This window comes from Geodermatophilus obscurus DSM 43160, from assembly GCF_000025345.1.
GTDB lineage: Bacteria > Actinomycetota > Actinomycetes > Mycobacteriales > Geodermatophilaceae > Geodermatophilus > Geodermatophilus obscurus.
The window spans coordinates 3,687,373-3,705,333 of the sequence record NC_013757.1; the positions used below are offsets into that span (position 1 = coordinate 3,687,373).

General features: G+C 75.1%; 15 protein-coding genes. 9 read left to right on the top strand and 6 right to left on the bottom strand.

Annotated features, from left to right (window positions below; all coding sequences use genetic code 11):
• Window positions 1–87: 87 nt before the first annotated feature.
• Both aceE and GOBS_RS17140 read left to right on the top strand, forming a co-directional pair.
• Window positions 88–2,901: a pyruvate dehydrogenase (acetyl-transferring), homodimeric type gene (aceE, locus tag GOBS_RS17135; protein ID WP_012949525.1), complete on the top strand. Its 2,814-nt coding sequence runs from the start codon at window positions 88–90 to the stop codon at window positions 2,899–2,901.
• A gap of 89 nt (window positions 2,902–2,990) precedes the next feature.
• Complete coding sequence (locus GOBS_RS17140; protein ID WP_012949526.1) at window positions 2,991–3,911, top strand: FAD-dependent oxidoreductase; 921 nt, start codon at window positions 2,991–2,993, stop codon at window positions 3,909–3,911.
• 9 nt (window positions 3,912–3,920) lie between these two features.
• On the opposite strand, the gene GOBS_RS17145 is transcribed toward GOBS_RS17140, so the two are convergent.
• The 3 genes from GOBS_RS17145 to GOBS_RS17155 form a co-directional block, all read right to left on the bottom strand.
• Window positions 3,921–5,126, bottom strand: coding sequence for a M20 metallopeptidase family protein (locus GOBS_RS17145; protein ID WP_012949527.1), 1,206 nt, complete (start codon window positions 5,124–5,126; stop codon window positions 3,921–3,923).
• A gap of 121 nt (window positions 5,127–5,247) precedes the next feature.
• A complete protein-coding gene (locus tag GOBS_RS17150) occupies window positions 5,248–5,793 on the bottom strand; it encodes a pirin family protein (protein ID WP_012949528.1) in 546 nt (181 codons plus the stop codon).
• Window positions 5,790–6,467, bottom strand: a complete 678-nt coding sequence (locus GOBS_RS17155) for a phosphatase PAP2 family protein (protein WP_012949529.1) — start codon at window positions 6,465–6,467, stop codon at window positions 5,790–5,792. The genes GOBS_RS17150 and GOBS_RS17155 overlap by 4 nt, the downstream gene beginning before the upstream one ends.
• A 45-nt stretch (window positions 6,468–6,512) precedes the next feature.
• Between GOBS_RS17155 and GOBS_RS17160 the strand changes: the two genes are divergently transcribed.
• From GOBS_RS17160 to GOBS_RS17185, 6 genes are all read left to right on the top strand, one after another.
• Window positions 6,513–7,691 (top strand): PucR family transcriptional regulator, encoded by a 1,179-nt coding sequence (locus tag GOBS_RS17160; RefSeq protein WP_012949530.1) that lies wholly within the window; start codon window positions 6,513–6,515, stop codon window positions 7,689–7,691.
• Between the two features lie 283 nt (window positions 7,692–7,974).
• Window positions 7,975–9,177: an acyltransferase domain-containing protein gene (locus GOBS_RS17165; RefSeq protein WP_012949531.1), complete on the top strand. Its 1,203-nt coding sequence runs from the start codon at window positions 7,975–7,977 to the stop codon at window positions 9,175–9,177.
• Window positions 9,174–10,142 (top strand): beta-ketoacyl-ACP synthase III, encoded by a 969-nt coding sequence (locus tag GOBS_RS17170; RefSeq protein ID WP_012949532.1) that lies wholly within the window; start codon window positions 9,174–9,176, stop codon window positions 10,140–10,142. Before GOBS_RS17165 ends, GOBS_RS17170 begins: the two co-directional genes overlap by 4 nt.
• A gap of 76 nt (window positions 10,143–10,218) precedes the next feature.
• Entirely contained in the window at window positions 10,219–10,458 is a 240-nt protein-coding gene (locus tag GOBS_RS17175; RefSeq protein ID WP_012949533.1) for an acyl carrier protein, read from the top strand.
• A gap of 149 nt (window positions 10,459–10,607) precedes the next feature.
• Window positions 10,608–11,849, top strand: coding sequence for a beta-ketoacyl-[acyl-carrier-protein] synthase family protein (locus tag GOBS_RS17180; protein WP_012949534.1), 1,242 nt, complete (start codon window positions 10,608–10,610; stop codon window positions 11,847–11,849).
• A gap of 135 nt (window positions 11,850–11,984) precedes the next feature.
• Window positions 11,985–13,397 (top strand): acyl-CoA carboxylase subunit beta, encoded by a 1,413-nt coding sequence (locus GOBS_RS17185; RefSeq protein ID WP_012949535.1) that lies wholly within the window; start codon window positions 11,985–11,987, stop codon window positions 13,395–13,397.
• Window positions 13,398–13,636: 239 nt separating this feature from the next.
• On the opposite strand, the gene GOBS_RS17190 is transcribed toward GOBS_RS17185, so the two are convergent.
• Together GOBS_RS17190 and GOBS_RS25610 are read right to left on the bottom strand one after the other, a co-directional pair.
• Window positions 13,637–14,137, bottom strand: a complete 501-nt coding sequence (locus GOBS_RS17190) for a DUF3145 domain-containing protein (RefSeq protein WP_012949536.1) — start codon at window positions 14,135–14,137, stop codon at window positions 13,637–13,639.
• A gap of 373 nt (window positions 14,138–14,510) precedes the next feature.
• Complete coding sequence (locus tag GOBS_RS25610) at window positions 14,511–15,623, bottom strand: GGDEF domain-containing protein (RefSeq protein ID WP_012949537.1); 1,113 nt, start codon at window positions 15,621–15,623, stop codon at window positions 14,511–14,513.
• A 121-nt stretch (window positions 15,624–15,744) separates the two neighbouring features.
• Here GOBS_RS25610 and GOBS_RS17200 point away from each other — a divergent pair, with 121 nt between their 5' ends.
• Window positions 15,745–16,656, top strand: coding sequence for a maleylpyruvate isomerase N-terminal domain-containing protein (locus GOBS_RS17200; protein WP_012949538.1), 912 nt, complete (start codon window positions 15,745–15,747; stop codon window positions 16,654–16,656).
• 82 nt (window positions 16,657–16,738) lie between these two features.
• Here GOBS_RS17200 and GOBS_RS17205 read toward each other — a convergent pair whose 3' ends face one another.
• Window positions 16,739–17,959 (bottom strand): M23 family metallopeptidase, encoded by a 1,221-nt coding sequence (locus tag GOBS_RS17205; protein WP_012949539.1) that lies wholly within the window; start codon window positions 17,957–17,959, stop codon window positions 16,739–16,741.
• Window positions 17,960–17,961: the final 2 nt, after the last annotated feature.

Sequence of the window (17,961 nt, forward strand, 5' to 3'; positions counted from 1 at the left end):
GTCGAGATGCGGCCCGGAACCGGCCGTCGTCCCGACAGATGGGCGGCAGGCGTGACGCGCACCCCACGTACGGGGGACGATGTGCCCATGAGCGCTCCGCAGCAGCCGGGCGGCGACACCGCCCGCGACGCCGGCAACGAGACCGGACGGGCCCGCGCGGTCATCACCGACGGGCTCCCCAGCCAACTGGTCGACACCGACCCCGACGAGACCAACGAGTGGCTGGAGTCGCTGGACGCCGTCGTCGACCACGCCGGTCGCGGCCGCGCCCGCTACCTCATGCTCCGCATGCTGGAGCGCAGTCGCCAGCAGCAGGTCGGCGTCCCCGCCCTGCGCAGCACCGACTACATCAACACCATCCCGCCGGAGCGGGAGCCGTGGTTCCCGGGCGACGAGGACGTGGAGCGCCGGATCCGCGCCTACATCCGCTGGAACGCCGCGATCATGGTGCACCGCGCGCAGCGCCCGGGGGTCGGCGTCGGCGGGCACATCTCCTCCTACGCGAGCTCCGCGTCCCTGTACGAGGTCGGCTTCAACCACTTCTTCCGCGGCAAGGATCACCCCGGCGGCGGCGACCAGATCTGGTTCCAAGGGCACGCCTCCCCCGGCATCTACGCCCGCGCCTTCCTCGAGGGCCGCCTCGACGAGAACCAGCTCGACGGCTTCCGGCAGGAGGTGAGCCACCCCGGCGGTGGGCTGTCGTCCTACCCGCACCCGCGGCTGATGCCGGACTTCTGGGAGTTCCCCACCGTCTCCATGGGCCTGGGCCCGATGAACGCGGTCTACCAGGCACGGTTCAACCGCTACCTGCACGCCCGCGGCATCAAGGACACCTCCGACCAGCACGTCTGGGCCTTCCTGGGCGACGGCGAGATGGACGAGCCCGAGTCGCTGGGCGTGATCGGCCTCGCCGCCCGCGAGGAGCTCGACAACCTCACCTTCGTCATCAACTGCAACCTGCAGCGGCTCGACGGCCCGGTGCGCGGCAACGGCAAGGTCATCCAGGAGCTGGAGTCCTTCTTCCGCGGCGCCGGGTGGAACGTCGTCAAGGTGATCTGGGGCCGGGAGTGGGACCCGCTGCTGGCCGCCGACCGCGACGGCGCGCTGGTCAACCTCATGAACCAGACGCCGGACGGCGACTACCAGACCTACAAGGCCGAGGACGGCGCCTTCGTCCGCGAGCACTTCTTCGGCCGGGACCCCCGCACCCGCAAGCTCGTGGAGAACATGAGCGACCAGGAGGTCTGGAACCTCTCCCGCGGCGGGCACGACTACCGCAAGGTCTACGCGGCGTTCAAGGCGGCGGTGGAACACAAGGGGCAGCCCACGGTCATCCTCGCCAAGACCATCAAGGGCTGGACCCTCGGCAGCCACTTCGAGGGCCGCAACTCCACCCACCAGATGAAGAAGCTGACCGCGGAGGACCTCGCCGGGTTCCGCGACAGGCTCTACCTGCCGATCCCCGACGAGCAGCTCGACAAGACGCTGCCGCCGTACTACAAGCCGGACCCGGACTCCGACGAGATGCAGTACATGCTGGAGCGGCGCCGGCAGCTGGGCGGCGCGGTGCCCCGGCGCCGGGCGGAGTTCAAGACGCTCAAGGCGCCCGAGGACAAGGCGTTCGACGTCCTGCGGCGCGGCTCCGGCAAGCAGGAGGTGGCGACGACGATGGCGTTCGTCCGCCTGCTCAAGGAGCTGCTCAAGGACAAGGAGCTCGGCCCGCGGTTCGTGCCGATCATCCCCGACGAGGCCCGCACATTCGGGTTGGACTCGCTGTTCCCGACCCAGAAGATCTACAACCCGGCCGGCCAGCGCTACACCTCGGTCGACCGCGAGCTCATGCTGGCCTACAAGGAGTCCGAGCAGGGCGTAATCCTGCACGAGGGCATCAACGAGGCCGGCTCCACGGCGTCGTTCACCGCCGTGGGGACGTCGTACTCGACGCACGGCGAGCCGATGGTCCCGATCTACATCTTCTACTCGATGTTCGGGTTCCAGCGGACCGGCGACTCCTTCTGGGCAGCCGCCGACCAGATGACCCGCGGCTTCGTCCTCGGCGCCACCGCCGGCCGGACGACGCTCAATGGCGAGGGCCTCCAGCACGAGGACGGCCACTCGCTGCTGCTGGCGCACACCAACCCGGCCGTCGTCTGCTACGACCCCGCGTTCTCCTACGAGGTCGGGCACATCACCAAGGACGCGCTGGCGCGCATGTACGGCGACGACCCGGGCGCCCCGCTGGGCGGGTCCCGCTCGCCCGACGTCATGTACTACCTGACGGTCTACAACGAGCCGTACAACCAGCCTGCCGAGCCCGAGGGTCTGGACCTCCAGGGCCTGCTCGCGGGCATGTACCGCTACGCGGAGGGCCAGGGCGACGGCCACAAGGCCCAGGTGCTCGCCTCCGGCGTCGCGGTGCCGTGGGCGCTGCGCGCGCAGGAGCTGCTGGCGAACGACTGGGGCGTGTCGGCCGACGTGTGGTCGGTGACGTCGTGGAACGAGCTGCGGCGGCAGGCCGACGCGGCCGAGGAGCACAACCTGCTGCACCCGGAGGACGAGCCGCAGGTCCCGTACGTGACCCAGCGGCTGCAGGACGCCCCCGGGCCCGTCGTGGCGGTGTCGGACTGGATGCGTGCGGTGCCCGACCTCATCGCGCCGTACGTCCCCGGCGGGATGGCGACGCTGGGCACCGACGGGTTCGGCCTCTCCGACACCCGTCCGGCGCTGCGGCGGCACTTCCACGTCGACGCCGAGTCGATCGTCGTCCGGGTGCTGGCCTCACTGGCCGACCGTGGCGAGGTCGAGCGCGACGTCGTCCGCCAGGCGGTGGAGAAGTACCAGATCCGTGACGTGCAGGCCGCCCCCGCGGAGGAGCGGTCGGACCCGAGCCCGGCCACCTGAGGAAGGACTCCGTCCTGCCCACCCTTCGCAGGCTCAGGGCGGGGCCCGGGACGGGGCCATCCCCCGCCGCTGGCGACGGCCGCCGAGACGTGGCCGTCGTCGGCGGCGGGGTGGTGGGGCTGACCTGCGCGCTCGAGCTCGCCCGCGCCGGTCACCGGGTCCGGCTGCACACCGCCGACCCGCACGAGGCGACCACCTCCGCCGTGGCCGCCGCCCTCTGGTTCCCCTACCGGGCGGCGCCCGCCCACGCCGTCCTGCGCTGGGGGGCGACCTCGCTGGAGGTCCTCACCCGGCTGGCCGCCGATCCCGCGACCGGGGTGGTGCTCCGGCCGGGCACGGTCGTGCACCGCACGCCGGACCCCGACCTCTGGTGGACGCCTGGTGCGGCGGGCATCCGTCCGGCGACTGCGGAGGAGCTCCCTCCCGGTGCGCCCGCCGGCACTCGGTGCACGCTGCCGGTGGTCGACATGGGCCGCTACCTGCCCTGGCTGGCCGCGACCTGTGCGTCGGCGGGGGTCGAGACGGTGCCGGGCCGGGTGGGCGGGCTCGACGAGGTCGCCGGGGACGTCGTCGTGGTCGCCGCGGGGCTGGCGTCCGGGGCACTCGTCGACGACGACTCCGGCATCCCCGTGCAGGGTCAGGTGGTGCGGCTGGCCGACCCGGGTCTGACCGGCTGGGTGCTGGACGACGACGACCCGGGCGGGCTCACCTACGTCGTCCCCCGTGGCGGCGACGTGGTCTGCGGCGGCACCGCCGTGGAGGGTGCCACCGGCACCGAGCCCGACCCGGAGGCCGAGGCCGCGATCCTGGAGCGGGCGTGCGCGCTGGTCCCCGAGCTGCGTGGACAGCCGGTGGTCTCCCGGGCGGTCGGCCTGCGCCCCGGCCGGCCCACCGTCCGGCTGGAACGGCTGGACGTCGCCGGGCGACCGGTGGTGGCCTGCTACGGGCACGGCGGTGCCGGTGTGACCCTCTCCTGGGGCTGCGCCGCCGACGTCGCCGGCCTGGTGTGAGGGAATGGTTCAGACAGCCAGGGCGTCCAGCGCCATCGCGGCGTAGAGGGCCGCACCGGCCGGCAGCACGTCCTCGTCGAAGACCACCAGGTTGGAGTGGTTACCCGCGGCGGTGTCCGGCTCGGCACCCGGCGGGCAGGCGCCCAGGAAGGCCATCGCGCCGGGCACCCGCTGCAGCACGTAGGCGAAGTCCTCCGCGCCCATGAGCGGTTCCGCGGCGACGACGCTGGACTCCGGCCCGACCAGCTCACCCGCGACCGCCAGCACCCGGTCTGCCACCGCCGCGTCGTTGTCGGTCACCGGGTAGCCCTGCCGGTGCACGAAGTCGATCTCCATGTCGTGCGCGGCGGCCACGTGCGTGGCGACCCGCCGGACCGAGGCGACGACGTCGGCCCGCCGCTCGGGCGAGAGGGTGCGGATGGTGCCCTGCAGGTAGGCGGTGTCCGGGATGACGTTGTCGGTGGAGCCGGCCGCCAGGTTGGCCACCGTCACCACGGCCGGGTCGAAGACCGGAGCTCGGCGGGTGACCATCGCCTGCAGCGCCAGCACGATCTCCGCGGCGACCGGTACCGGGTCGGCGGCGGCGTGCGGCATCGAGGCGTGCCCACCGCGGCCGCGGACGGTGATCTCCCAGTGGTCGGCGGCAGCCATCATCGGCCCGGGCCGCACGCTGACCACGCCACCCGGCTGGTTGGCGAAGACGTGCAGCGCGAACGCCCCGACGACCGGCGCCTCCGGGACGGCGTCCAGCAGGCCCTCCTCGAGCATGTAGCGCGCCCCGTGGAAGCCCTCCTCCCCCGGCTGCAGCATGAGCACGACCTGGCCGGCGATCTCGTCGCGGCGCTCGGCCAGCAGCCGCGCGGCGCCCAGCAGCATCGCGGTGTGCAGGTCGTGTCCGCAGGCGTGCATCGCGCCGGGCACCTCGGAGGCGAACGGCAGCCCGGTGTCCTCGTGCACCGGTAGGGCGTCCATGTCGGCGCGCAGCAGGTAGGTGGGTCCGGGGCGGGCGCCGCGCAGCACGCCGACCACCGAGGTCGTGCTCGTCCCCGTCGTCACCTCCACCGGCAGCCCGGCCAGCACCTCCAGCACGGTGGCCTGGGTGCGCGGCAGGTGCAGCCCGATCTCCGGGGTGCGGTGCAGCCGGCGGCGCAGGTCCACGGTGCGGTCGGCGTCGTCACGGGCGGCGGCCAGCAGGTCCGCGGCGGAGGTGGGCATGCCGCCACTGTCACACGACCGGACCGGGCCCCGCCCCGGACCCGGCACTCTCGTGGAGCGCCCTGAGCTCGCGAAGGGCTCGGGGAGAGGTTCCGGCGAGTGGCGGGGCAGGGGTCCGCTCTCAGTCGCGGGCCCAGGCCGGGCGGGTGACGTCCAGCTGCCAGACCACCGCGGTCGCGGGACCGGACACCGGGCCACCCGCCTGCTGCTCCACGCGGACGCCGGCGGGTCCGGTCAGCACGAGCAGCCCGGGCGGCACGGTCGCCGACGTCCCGCCCGCCACCGTCTCGGTCCACAGCCGGGCGTCGGGCCGGCCCAGGTCCACCCAGCCGTCCGCGTTCGGGTGCACCTCGTGCGCGGCGTCGTCGTCCGGGCGGGCGCTGCGCAAGTAGCTCTGCAGGACGTGCGCGCCGTCGTCCCCGGCGACCTCGTCGTGCTCCAGGCCGGTCCCGGCGCGCAGCACGGCGACGTCCCCGGCGGTCAGCACCGCGCCGCTCCCCCACGCGTGCCGCAGCGAGCCGGCCAGCACGACCGCGACGACGTCGACCGCCCGGTGCGGGTGCCGCCCGTAGCCGGTGCCGGGCGCCAGCCGGTCATCGGCGAGGCGCAGCAGCGGGCCGAGCGAGCCGTCGTCGGGCTCCAGCAGGACGTCGGAGGTCAGGGTCACGGCTGCTCCCTCCGTGGCAGTGCCCCGCGGCCGCCGGGCAGCGCGTCGAAGGCGAGTGCCACCAGCAGCGTCCAGGCCGCGCCGAACGCCCAGCCGCCGAGGACGTCGGACAGGAAGTGCACGCCCAGCCACATCCGGGTCAGCCCGACGAGCACGACCAGGGCGGCCCCGGCGGCGAGGGCGAGCCGGCGCTGCCGGCCCATGAGCCGCGGCCAGGCCAGGACCAGGGCGATCGTCACCAGCGTCGCGATGCCCGAGGAGTGACCGCTGGGGAAGCTCAGGCTGTCGTAGGTCGCGCCGCCGTTCTCGAACGCCGGGCGCACCCGGCCGAACGTCTCCTTGAGCAGGGCGGTGAGCGGACCCACCAGCACGTTCGCGGTGACCACCCAGGCCGCGGTGCGCCACGCCCTGCGGGTGCCCAGCCAGAACAGCACCGGCAGGGAGGCGACCACCCGGAACCAGGTGGCGCCGGGGGTCGTCAGCACCTCGAGCAGCACCCCGGTGAAGGCGGAGCGGTCGTCACCGGCGTAGAGCGCGCGGCTCACCGCCTCATCGAGCCGGACCTGCGGCGCCCAGCCGACCAGCACGCCGGCGCCGAGCGCGAGCACGACGCCGAGTCCGGCGCCGACCCCGGTGCCCGCCGTCCGCCGGGAGCCCCGCTGCAGCACGTCCACTCCCCCACTCTCCCTGACCGCGTCCTGCGTGCCACGCTGGCCGCTGTGTCCGACCGGGTCAGCAGGCGCCCGCCGTCCGCCGCCACGCTGCGGCGGCTGGAGCGCGCGTCCGGGTCGCTGGCCACCCGCGCGGTGGCCCGGATGGACGACGAGCTGCCCTGGTTCCGCACCATGCCCGCCGACCAGCGCTCCTGGGTGATGCTCGTGGCGCAGGCCGGACTGGCCTCCTTCGTCGAGTGGTGCCGCACCCCCGACCGCCCGCCGCGGCTCACCGGCGAGGTCTTCGGCGCCGCTCCGCGCGAGCTGGCCCGCGTCGTGCCGCTGAAGCACACCGTCGACCTGGTCCGGGTGACCGTCGAGGTGATGGACGACTTCGTCGGCACCGTCGCCGAGCCCGGGGACGCCGACGTGCTGCGGCTGGCGGTGCTGCAGTACAGCCGGGAGGTGGCCTTCGCCACCGCGCACGTCTACGCCACCTTCGCCGAGAGCCGCGGCGCCTGGGACGCCCGGCTGGAGGCCCTGCTCGTCGACGCCCTGGTCCGGGGCGAGCGCCCCGAGGAGCTCTCCGGACGGGCCTCGGCGCTGGGCTGGGCCGCGATGACCCCGGTGACCGTGCTGGTCGGCGCGGCCCCCCAGGACGGCGACGTGCACGCCGCCATCCGGCGAGCGGCGCGGCAGGTGCGCAGCGAGGTGCTGGTCGGGGTGCACGCCGACCAGTTGGTCGTCGTCCTGGGGGGCTCCCCGGACCTGCAGTCGGCGGCCGAGCGGGTCAGCGACGAGTTCGGCCCCGGCCCGGTCGTCACGGGTCCGGTGGTCGACGGCCTGGGGCGGGCCGGCGACTCCGCGTCGGCCGCGCTCGCCGGGCTGCGTGCCGCGCCCGCCTGGCCCGGCGCCCCCCGGCCGGTGGCGGCCGACGCGCTGCTGCCCGAACGGGCCCTGGACGGGGACCCGTCGGCACGCACCACGCTGCAGGAGCGGATCGCGCAGCCGCTGCAGGCCGCCGGCGGCGAGGTGCTGGAGACGGTGCGCGCTGTGCTCGCCAGCGGGGGCAACTTGGAGGCCAGTGCCCGCGCGCTGTTCGTCCACCCGAACACCGTCCGGTACCGGCTCCGGCGGGCCACCGAGATGACCGGTCTGCCGGTCACCGACCCGCGCGGCGCGTGGACGGTGCAGGTCGCGCTGGCCCTCGCCGCCCTGGACCAGGAGCGCTCCCTCTGGCACTGAGAAAGGACCCCGTCCTCCTCACCGTGGAAGGACCCCGTCCTCCCCACCCTTCGCAAGCTCAGGGCGGGACCCGGGACGGGGCCTTGCGGCGAGCCTCTGGACGGGGCCACGGCGGGGCCCCTGCACGGCGACCGCGCCGGCGCACAGTGCGGTTCCCACCACGACGACCCGGATGACACGGCGCGCAAACCCGGTCGAGTTGTAGGAACCCTCCAAAGACCAGCGGTGCGCTTTCGTACCGCTCCCCAGTACGCGGCTCCGCCGACCCTGGCACGGTGAGGACGTGCTGGCCGTTCTCGCCCCCGGACAGGGTGCCCAGAAGCCCGGGATGCTGACCGACTGGCTCGAGCTCCCCGGGGCCGAGTCCTTCTTTCGCTGGGCCGGTGCGATCGCCGACGCCGACCTGCTGGCGCTGGGCACCACCGGCGACGCCGAGGCGATCAAGGACACCGCGGTGACCCAGCCGCTGGTGGTCGCGATGAGCCTGTTCGTCGCCCGCGAGCTCGGCGGCCTGCCCGGCCCGGTCCCGCACACGCCGCACACCGGCCGGGACGTCGTCATCGCCGGGCACAGCGTCGGCGAGCTGACCGCGGCCGCCCTCGCCGGGGTGCTAAGCGTGGAGGCGGCGATCGCGCTGACCGCCGTCCGCGGCCGGGCGATGGCCGCCGCGTGCGCGCAGACGCCGACCGGGATGTCCGCCGTCCTCGGCGGCGACCCCGACGAGCTGGCCGCCGCACTGGAGGAGCACGGGCTGGCCCCGGCCAACATGAACGGCGGCGGCCAGGTCGTCGTCGCCGGGCCGCTCGACGGCCTCGCCGCCTTCAAGGCCGACCCGCCGGCCAGGGCGCGGGTCCTGCCGCTGTCGGTGGCCGGCGCCTTCCACACCCGGTACATGGCGCCCGCCCGTGCCGAGCTCGAGGCCCTGGTCGGCGGCCTGCGCCCCGCCGACCCCAGCCGGCTGCTGCTCTCCAACGCCGACGGCGCCGCGGTGACCACCGGTACGGAGGTGCTGTCCCGGCTGGTCAGCCAGGTGACCAGCCCGGTGCGCTTCGACGCTTGTCTGGCCACCCTGCGCGACCTCGGCGTCACCGCGGTGCTCGAGCTGCCGCCCGCCGGCGCGCTGGCCGGCCTGGCCAAGCGCGAGTGGAAGGACAGCGACATCGAGGTCCTGGCCGTCAGCAGCCCCGCCGACCTCGACCGCGCCCGCGCGCTCATCGAGGCCGAGCGTGGCCGCCCGGAGCCGGACCACCTGCCCGACTGGCGGGTCGTCGTCTCCCCCGTGCGCGGCACGGTCAGCCCGGCCGAGGTCGCCGAGGGCACCCACCTGCCGGCCGGCACGCTGCTGGGCCGCATCCGCAGCCGCCGCCAGGAGGCCGACGTGTCGGCCGGGTACGACGGCGTCCTCGCCGAGTGGCTCGTGCAGGAGGGCGACCTCGTCGACGCCGGTGACCCGATCGCGCGGCTCTACCCGGAGGTGCAGTCATGACCGGACTCCAGTTGACGACCGGAGCCCCCGGCGCCCGCATCCTCGGCTTCGGCAGCTACCGACCGCGCCGCCGGGTCACCAACCACGAGCTTGCCGAGACCATGGACACCAACGACGAGTGGATCCAGGCGCGGGTCGGCATCGCCGAGCGCCGCTGGGCCGGGCCGGACGAGTCGCTGCTGGAGATGAGCGCCGCCGCCGGCGGCAAGGCCCTGGCGGCCAGCGGCCTGGACGCCGCCGAGGTCGACCTCGTGCTGCTCGCCTCGGCGAGCCTGCCGCGGCCGATCCCGGGCCTGGCCCCGGAGATCGCGCACCGGCTCGGCGCCCAGCGGCCCGGCGCGTTCGACCTCAACGCCGGCTGCGCCGGCTGGTGCTACGCGCTGAGCGCGGCCGCCGACGCGATCCGCAGCGGCTCGGCCCGCAACGCCCTGGTGATCGGCGGCGAGCGGCTGACCGACTACACCGACCTGACCGACCGGTCGACCGCGGTGATCTTCGCCGACGGCGCGGGTGCCGCCGTCCTCGGCCCCTCGGACACCCCGGCCGTCGGGCCGGTCGTGTGGGGCAGCGACGGCGACCAGTCCAGCGCCATCGCCATCCCCGAGGGCGAGAAGGCGATGAGCATGGCCGGCCAGGCGGTGTACCGCTGGGCCACCACCCGGCTCACCGCCACGCTGCTGACGGCCATGGAGCGCGCCGGCGTGGGCCCCGAGGACATCGACGTGTTCGCGCCGCACCAGGCCAACCTGCGGATCATCGAACTGATGGCCAAGCGGCTCGGGCTGCCCGAGAGCACGGTCATCGCACGCGACGTCGTGCGGTCGGGCAACACCTCCTCGGCCTCGGTGCCGTTGGCGCTGTCGGCGCTGCTCGAGTCCGGTGAGGCCAGGAGCGGTGACCTCGCCCTGATCCTGGGGTACGGAGCCGGCCTCACCTTCGCCGGCCAGGTCGTCGTCCTGCCCTGACCGGCGCCACAGATCCCCGGGCCACAGGGGCCCGACGGCGGGAGCATCCCGCCCCACCCGAGAGAGAGGACCGCGCGTGAGCGAGGACATCCAGACCGGTCTGGCCGAGATCCTGGAGGAGGTCGCGGGCGTGGCGCCCGCCGACGCCACCCCGGAGAAGTCGTTCACCGAGGACCTCGACGTCGACTCGCTGTCGATGGTCGAGATCGCCACCGCGGTCGAGGACAAGTTCGGCGTCGCCATCCCCGACGACGAGCTGGCCAACATCAAGACCGTCGGCGACGCCATGAGCTACATCCAGAAGAACAAGGCCTGAACGAGGACCCCGCTGCCCCCACCGTGGGAGGACCCCGTCCACCTCACCCCTCGCAGGCTCGGGGTGAGCCTCGGGACGGGGCCCGCGGCGGGGCCCTGCAGCGGGGCCACGCCTGGCCCCTGACCGCACGTCCCAGGAGGAACCCCGTCATGAGCACGTCCGACGGCGATGTCGTCGTCACCGGCCTCGGTGCCACCACGCCGCTCGGGAGCGACGTCGCCAGCACGTGGGACGCGCTGCTGGCCGGGCGGTCGGGGGTCAGCCGGATCACCGACGACTGGGCCAAGGACTTCCCGGCCCAGCTCGTCGCCCGGCTGGCCACCGATCCGTCCCAGCAGATCGACCGCGTCCGCGCGCGTCGGCTGGACCGCAGCCAGCAGGTGGCCGTGGTCGCCGCCGAGGAGGCCTGGCGCGACTCCGGGGCGGCCGACGCCGGTGTCGCCCCCGAGCGGGTCGCCGTCGTCTTCGGCACCGGCATCGGCGGGGCGCTGACCCTGCTCGGCCAGGACGACATCCTGGAGGAGAAGGGCCCCAAGCGGGTCTCCCCGTTCACCATCCCGATGCTCATGCCCAACGGCCCGGCCGCCGCGGTCGGCCTCGCGGTCGGCGCCAAGGGGGGCGTGCACGCCCCGGTCAGCGCCTGCGCCTCCGGTGCGGAGGCGATCCGGTGGGGCCTGGACCTGCTGCGCTTCGACCGGGCCGACGTCGTGTTGGTCGGCGGCGCGGAGGCCTGCGTGCACCCGCTGCCGATGGCCGGCTTCGCCGCGATGCGCGCCATGAGCACCCGCAACGACGAGCCCGAGCGCGCCTCCCGCCCGTTCGACAAGGCCCGGGACGGCTTCGTGCTCGGCGAGGGCGCGGCCGCACTCGTCCTCGAGCGGGGGGACGCGGCGCGGGCCCGCGGCGCCCGCATCCACGCCCGGCTGGCCGGGGCCGGCGGCACCGCCGACGGCTACGACCTGGTCGCCCCGCACCCGGAGGGCGAGGGCGCCGGCCGGGCCATCGCCGCCGCCGTCCGCGACGCCGGGCTGACCCCCGACGACATCGGCCACGTCAACGCGCACGCCACCTCCACACCGGTGGGCGACACCGCGGAGGCCGCGGCCATCCTCAGCACGGTCGGCGAGCACACCCTCGTGACGGCGACCAAGAGCCAGACCGGTCACCTGCTCGGCGCGGCCGGGGCGCTGGAGTCGGTCTTCACCATCCTCGCGCTGCGCGACCAACTCGTGCCGGCCACCGCCAACCTCGACGACCCGGACGACGACGCGGCCGTCCAGGCCCTCGACATCGTGCGTCGCGAGCCGCGGCGCGCCCGGCTCGACGCCGCGGTCAACGACTCCTTCGGCTTCGGCGGCCACAACATCGCGCTGGTGTTCACCACCGCCTGAAAGAGGACCCCGCTGCCCCCCGCCACTCGCGAGCTCGCGGCGGGACCCTGCAGCGGGGCCACCCCACCCGCCTTGGCAGGCCGTGTGCCTGCCTGGGCCGTCCCCGCACGCCCGCGTCCGGCCCGTGGAGGTCCCGTGAGCACGCTCCAAGCCGTTCCCCCCGCCATCGCCGCCGACCCGCGCGACCCCGAGGACCGCCTGGTCCGGTTCTTCGACGCCGGGTCGATGTCGCTGCTGGTGTCCCGGGACACCTCCGGCGTCGTGGCCGCCCGCGGCACGGTCTCGGGCACCCGGGCGGTCGCCTTCTGCACCGACGCGACCGTCATGGGCGGCGCCATGGGGGTCGACGGCTGCCGGCACATCGTCGACGCCATCGACACCGCCCTGCGCGAGCGGCTGCCGGTCGTCGGCATCTGGCACTCCGGCGGCGCCCGGCTGGCCGAGGGGGTCACGGCGCTGCACGCGGTGGGCGAGGTCTTCGGGGCGATGGTCCGCGCCTCGGGACGCATCCCGCAGATCTCGGTCGTCCTGGGCCCGGCCGCCGGCGGCGCCGCCTACGGTCCGGCGCTGACCGACCTGGTGATCATGGGTCCGGCCGGCCGGGTGTTCGTCACCGGCCCGGACGTCGTCCGCTCGGTCACCGGCGAGGACGTCGACATGGAGAGCCTGGGCGGTCCGGACACCCACGGCCGGCGCAGCGGCGTCGTCCACGTGGTGGCCGTCTCCGAGCAGGGCGCGCTGGACACCGCGCGGCAGGCCGTCGACCTGCTGGCCGCGCAGGGCACCTTCGCCTCCCCCGAAGGCGAGCCCGACGTCGACCTTCGGGCCCTGCTGCCCGAGCAGGCTAACCGCGCCTACGACGTCAAGCCCGTGGTGGCCGCCGTCCTCGACGGGCCGTCGCTGGAGCTGCACCCGCGCTGGGCGCCGAACATCGTCACCGCGCTGGGCCGGCTGGCCGGCCGGACCGTGGGCGTGATCGCCAACAACCCGCTGCGGCTGGGCGGCTGCCTGGACTCCGCGTCGGCGGAGAAGGCGGCCCGCTTCGTGCGGATGTGCGACGCGTTCGGCGTCCCGCTGGTGGTGCTCGTCGACGTCCCGGGCTACCTGCCCGGCGTGGGCCAGGAGTGGGACGGCGTGGTGCGCCGCGGGGCCAAGCTGCTGCACGCCTTCGCCGAGGCGGTGGTGCCCCGGGTGACGCTGGTGACCCGCAAGTCCTACGGCGGCGCCTACATCGCCATGAACGCCCGCTCGCTGGGCGCGACGGCCGTCTTCGCCTGGCCGGGCGCGGAGGTGGCGGTCATGGGCGCCAAGGCAGCCGTAGGCATCCTGCACCGCAAGAAGCTGGCCGCCGTCCCGCCGGGTGAGCGCGAGGCGCTGCACGCCCGGTTGGCCGCCGAGCACGAGCGGATCGCGGGCGGCGTGAACCGGGCCCTGGAGATCGGGGTCGTCGACGAGGTGGTCGACCCGTCGCAGACCAGGCGACGGCTGGTGGCCGCACTCGCGGCCGCGCCGCCCGGCCGCGGGGCGCACGGCAACATCCCGCTGTAGCGGGGGCAGACGACGGCCGGGCCCGGCACCTCCGCGGAGGTGCCGGGCCCGATCGTGTGGGGAGTGTCTGGTCGTCCGGACGCCGCTTCCCCGACGACGTCCGGACGACCCGTCTGAGCCTACGACGAGAGGTGCGGGGCTGCCGTCCCGTCGTAGCCGGTTCGTGATGAAGTCGAAGGTGGAAGGACCCCGGTGCCCCCCACCACTCGCAAGCTCGTGCCGGGCCCCTGCACCGGGGCCTAGACGACCTGGTGCAGCCAGGTGACTGGGCTCCCGTCACCGGCGTGCCGGTAGACCTCGAGGTCGGCGTCCCAGGCGGCACCGAGCAACTCGTCGACCCCGTGCCGGAACGCCTCGATCGACGTGGCGTGGGCCGCGAGGTTGCGCAGCTGCTGCTCGCTCACCACCAGGTCGCCGTTGGCGCTCGTGGGTGCGCGGAAGACACCGTGACCGGGCACGTACGACATGCGCTCGCCGTCGTTGCCGTAGCTCGCCTCTTCGGTGACCTCGAAGCGCAGCATCGGCCACGCGCGCAGCGCAGCGACGAGCTTGGCGCCCGTTCCGGGAGCACCAGTCCAGGCGACCTCGGCACGGTAGGAACCGTGTGCCGCGGGCTGGTCGGCCCACGACAGGGAGACCGGCGCGCCGATGACGCGCTCGAGCGCCCACTCGACGTGCTGGCAGAGCGCCTTCGGGCACGCGTGCACGAAGACGACACCCTGGGTAGACCGTCGCTGCACGAGGCACCTCCATCGACTCGATCGGTCTCGTCTTCCCCAACGGACGATCGATTCGGTGACAGGCTGTGTTCAGCGATCTCGGACCAGGGGTCCCGGGGACAGTGTGCACGATGGTCACCCCATCGCGCCAGTGCGGACGTGGCAGTTGGGTCCGGTGTGACGGGTCGGTTCCCCGCGTCGCCCCTACGCGCTGGTCAGCGGGGGTGCCGCGTGGTCGGGGCCACTGTGCACCGATCCACCGCCACCCCACACGCCGTCCACAGGATCTCCCCCGCGGGTCCACAGATACTCGCTCCACGACCGGAGCTGTACCGGAAGCCGCTCACGGACCGTAGTGGGAGGCCGGGCGCTCATCCGTACCGAGAGCCGCAGGTCAGCGGGCGAGCGCGGTCACCCGGTTGCCGCCGGCGCCCTTGGACCGGTACATCGCCTGGTCGGCGCGGCTGAGCACCTCGCGCCCCTCGTCGCCGGGCCGGACCACGGTGGCGCCGACGCTCGCGGTGACCCCGGAGCCGGCGCCCACCGCCGCGACGGCGTCCCGCAGCCGGGCGGCCAGCGGCTCCTCCTCGCCGGGGGCCGCCTCGGCCAGGACGGCGAACTCGTCGCCGCCCAGCCGGGCCACCGTGTCGGTCTCCCGGACCACGCCGCTCAGCGCCGCGGTCACCGCCCGCAGGACGGCGTCGCCGGCGGCGTGGCCGCTGCCGTCGTTGACGCCCTTGAAGCCGTCGAGGTCGACCAGGCAGACCACCCACCCCCCGTCGGCGTCGGCCGCGGCGCGGTCCAGCCGGTCGAGGAAGGCCCGGCGGTTGAGGCAGCCGGTCAGCGGGTCGGTGGCGGCGAGCACCTCGGAGGTGCGCAGGAGCAGCTGCTGCCGCTCGTAGGACTCCCACTGGTTGGCCGAGGCCATGGCGCAGAGCACCGTGTAGGTGCCCATGACCACCCCGATGAAGGACGCCGAGGAGTCCACGCCTCCGCCGGCGACGCAGAGCAGGTAGGCGCCGGTCATCACGGTCCCCATCGCGACGACGCCCCACGGCGGGTAGGCGATGCTCAGGAAGCCCAGGGTGATGAACAGCAGCGCGAAGAGCGGGCTGTCGGCCCCGCCGTCCACCCGGGTGCCCACGGTGACCAGCCCGGTGACCGCGAGGCTCCAGCCGTAAAAGTGCAGGCTGCCGCGCGGACCGCGGACCATCCGCGCCACCGGTGCCACGAGCAGGAGCGGCGCGGCCAGGACCGCGGTGCCGGCCACGGCCAGCAGGACGACCCTGCGCCCCGCGGTGCCCGGCGTCAGGAGGACGTACCCGACCACGGCCAAGGCTGCGACCTCGGTGAGCACGACACCCAGCCGCACGTGGCGGACCCAGTAGGCGGCCCGGTCGTCGTCGTCGGCCAGTTGGCGGTACAGGGCGGCGCACAGCACGGTCCAGGAGGCGCGCACGCCGCCGGAGCGGCGGCGGCGGCGGTCCCGGGCCGGTTCGGCGTCCATGCACCCGCCATCGACGTGGAGCGGCCCGACCTTGACCGTCCTCACCCTGCAGGGGTGGCGACGGGCGCCGGGCGAGACCCACGCCACGCCTGCCGCCGTCCGCGCTGGGTAGGAGGCCCGCATGGCGCGCCGCGGGGACACCTCTCGCCACCAGGGGATGGCCGACGCCGGACGCGACACGGTCGGCCCGCTGGTGCTCGGCGCCTGGGACGCCTTCCTCGAGCAGGCCGCGGCCGTCGACCTCGACCGGCCGACCCGGCTGCCCGGCTGGCGGGCGCACGAGGTGTGCGTGCACCTGGGCCTCTGGGACGACCACGCGGCCCTGCCCGACCTCGTCGCCTCGGCGCGGGCCGGAGGGGCCGGGACGCCGCCGGACGTCGACGCGACGAACGCGCGGGTGACCGCGGCGCACCGGAACGCCTCGCGGGAGGAGGTGCTCGCCGCGCTGCGCCGCAACCGGGACGCCACCGCCCGTTACCTCAGCGAGGAGCCCGCGGAGCTGGACACCGCGCCTGCGGTCGCCGTCGTCGGGCGGCTGCCGTTGCTCAGCGTCGTCCTCGGCCAGGCCTACGAGCTGGCGGTGCACGGGCTGGACCTGGTGCCCCTCGGGGCGCCCCCTCCCCCGCCGGCGGTGCTGCAGTCGGGCCTGGCCGCGCTGGCCGACGTGACCGGCGCGCTGGCGGCCCGCGAGCGCGTCGACGGCGGGGCGACGCTGGCGACGCCGGAGGGCGGCTGGGCCTTCGCGGCCGGCGACCGCGGCTGGACGGTGCGCCGGACGCCCTCCGGCGAGGTCCGCGGCCCCGTGGTGGAGGCAGCGGCGGACCTGTTGCTGGAGGCGGCCTCGGGCCGGGTCAACCCGGTGACCGCGCTGGCCCGGCGCCGGCTGCGGGTGCACGAGCTCGGCGGCCTGCTGGCCCTGGCGCCGATCGTCCAGTCCGCGCCGGGCATCCCCGGCGGCCCGATCCTGGCACTGGCGGCGCAGACACTCGGCGGCGTGGGCGGCCTGCTCGGCCGGCTGCGCGGACGCCGCTGACAGAGGACCCCTGGGCCCGCACCAGGCCCCGTCCAGAGGCTCGCCGCGAGCTTGCGAGCGGTGAGGAGGACGGGGTCCTTCCTCAGCAGGCGCCGCCCAGCGAGATGCCGTGCGACTGCAGCCACGGCATCGGGTTGACCCGACTGGCGTAGAGGCCGCCCTTGTGCACCTCGAAGTGCAGGTGCGGCCCGGTGGACTGGCCCTTGTTGCCGACGTCGGCGATGTGGTCCCCGGCCTGGACGACCTGGCCGGCGCCGACGAAGAACTGGTTCACGTGCCCGTAGAGGGTGATCTGCCCGTCGCCGTGCTGGACGTAGACGGCCTGGCCGAAGCCGCTGGCCGCGCCGGCCTGTAGGACGACGCCGTCCTCCGGCACGTAGATCGGGGTGCCGATGGGCGCGGCGATGTCGACGCCCTGGTGCATGGTCCCCCAGCGCGGGCCGTAGCAGGAGGTGACGCGGCCCGCAGTCGGCATGCCGGAGGTGCCGGACGCGCTGGCGAGGGCCTGCTGCTGCTGGGCCTGCCGGGCGTTCCACGCGGCCGCGGCGTCGGCGGCGCCCTGTGCGGCGAGCATGCGCTCACCGGCCTTGCGGAGCTCCTCGTCCAGGCGGGCCTTCTCCGCCGCCCGGGCGTCGTAGTCGGCCTGCGCGCGAGCGAGGTGGTCGTTGGCGGCACGCTCGGCCTCGTCGGCGGCGCGAGCGAGCCCGTCGAGCTCGGCGACGGCGGCCTGGGCGGCGCGGTCCGCTGCCTCGACCCGGGCCTCGACGACGAGGAACTCCCGCAGCCGATCGGCGCGGTGGTCGCCGATGACCTCCATGGTCGCGGCCTGCTGCAGCAGCTCGGTGGGGCTCGTCGCGTCGAGCACCATCTCGAGGTCGCCGTAGCGGTTGTCGGCGCCCATGTAGGCCTCGCGGCCGAGCTCGGCGATGTCGTCCTCGGCCTCGGCGACGGCGGCCTGGGCGGCGGCAAACTCCGCGGCGGTCCGCTCGGCCTCAGCCTGGCCGTGGGCGAGCTGCGCGCGGGCGACCAGGGCGGCGTCGGCGGCCGCCTCGGCCTCCACGGTCATCCGCTGCAGCTGCTCCTCGGCCGCTTTCACCTGGGCCTCGATCTGCTCGACCTGCTCGGCGAGCGCGGCCTGCTCGGAGGCGGCGGGAGCGGGAGCGGCACCGGCGACGACGGGAGTGCCGGCCAGGAGCCCGGCCACCGCGGCGGCGACGACGACGGCCCGGCGGGGTGCGCTCGGGCGGCTGCGGGGTGAGGTGGCGCAGCGGACCACGGTGTTCTGGCGGTGCAGGGTCGCCAAGG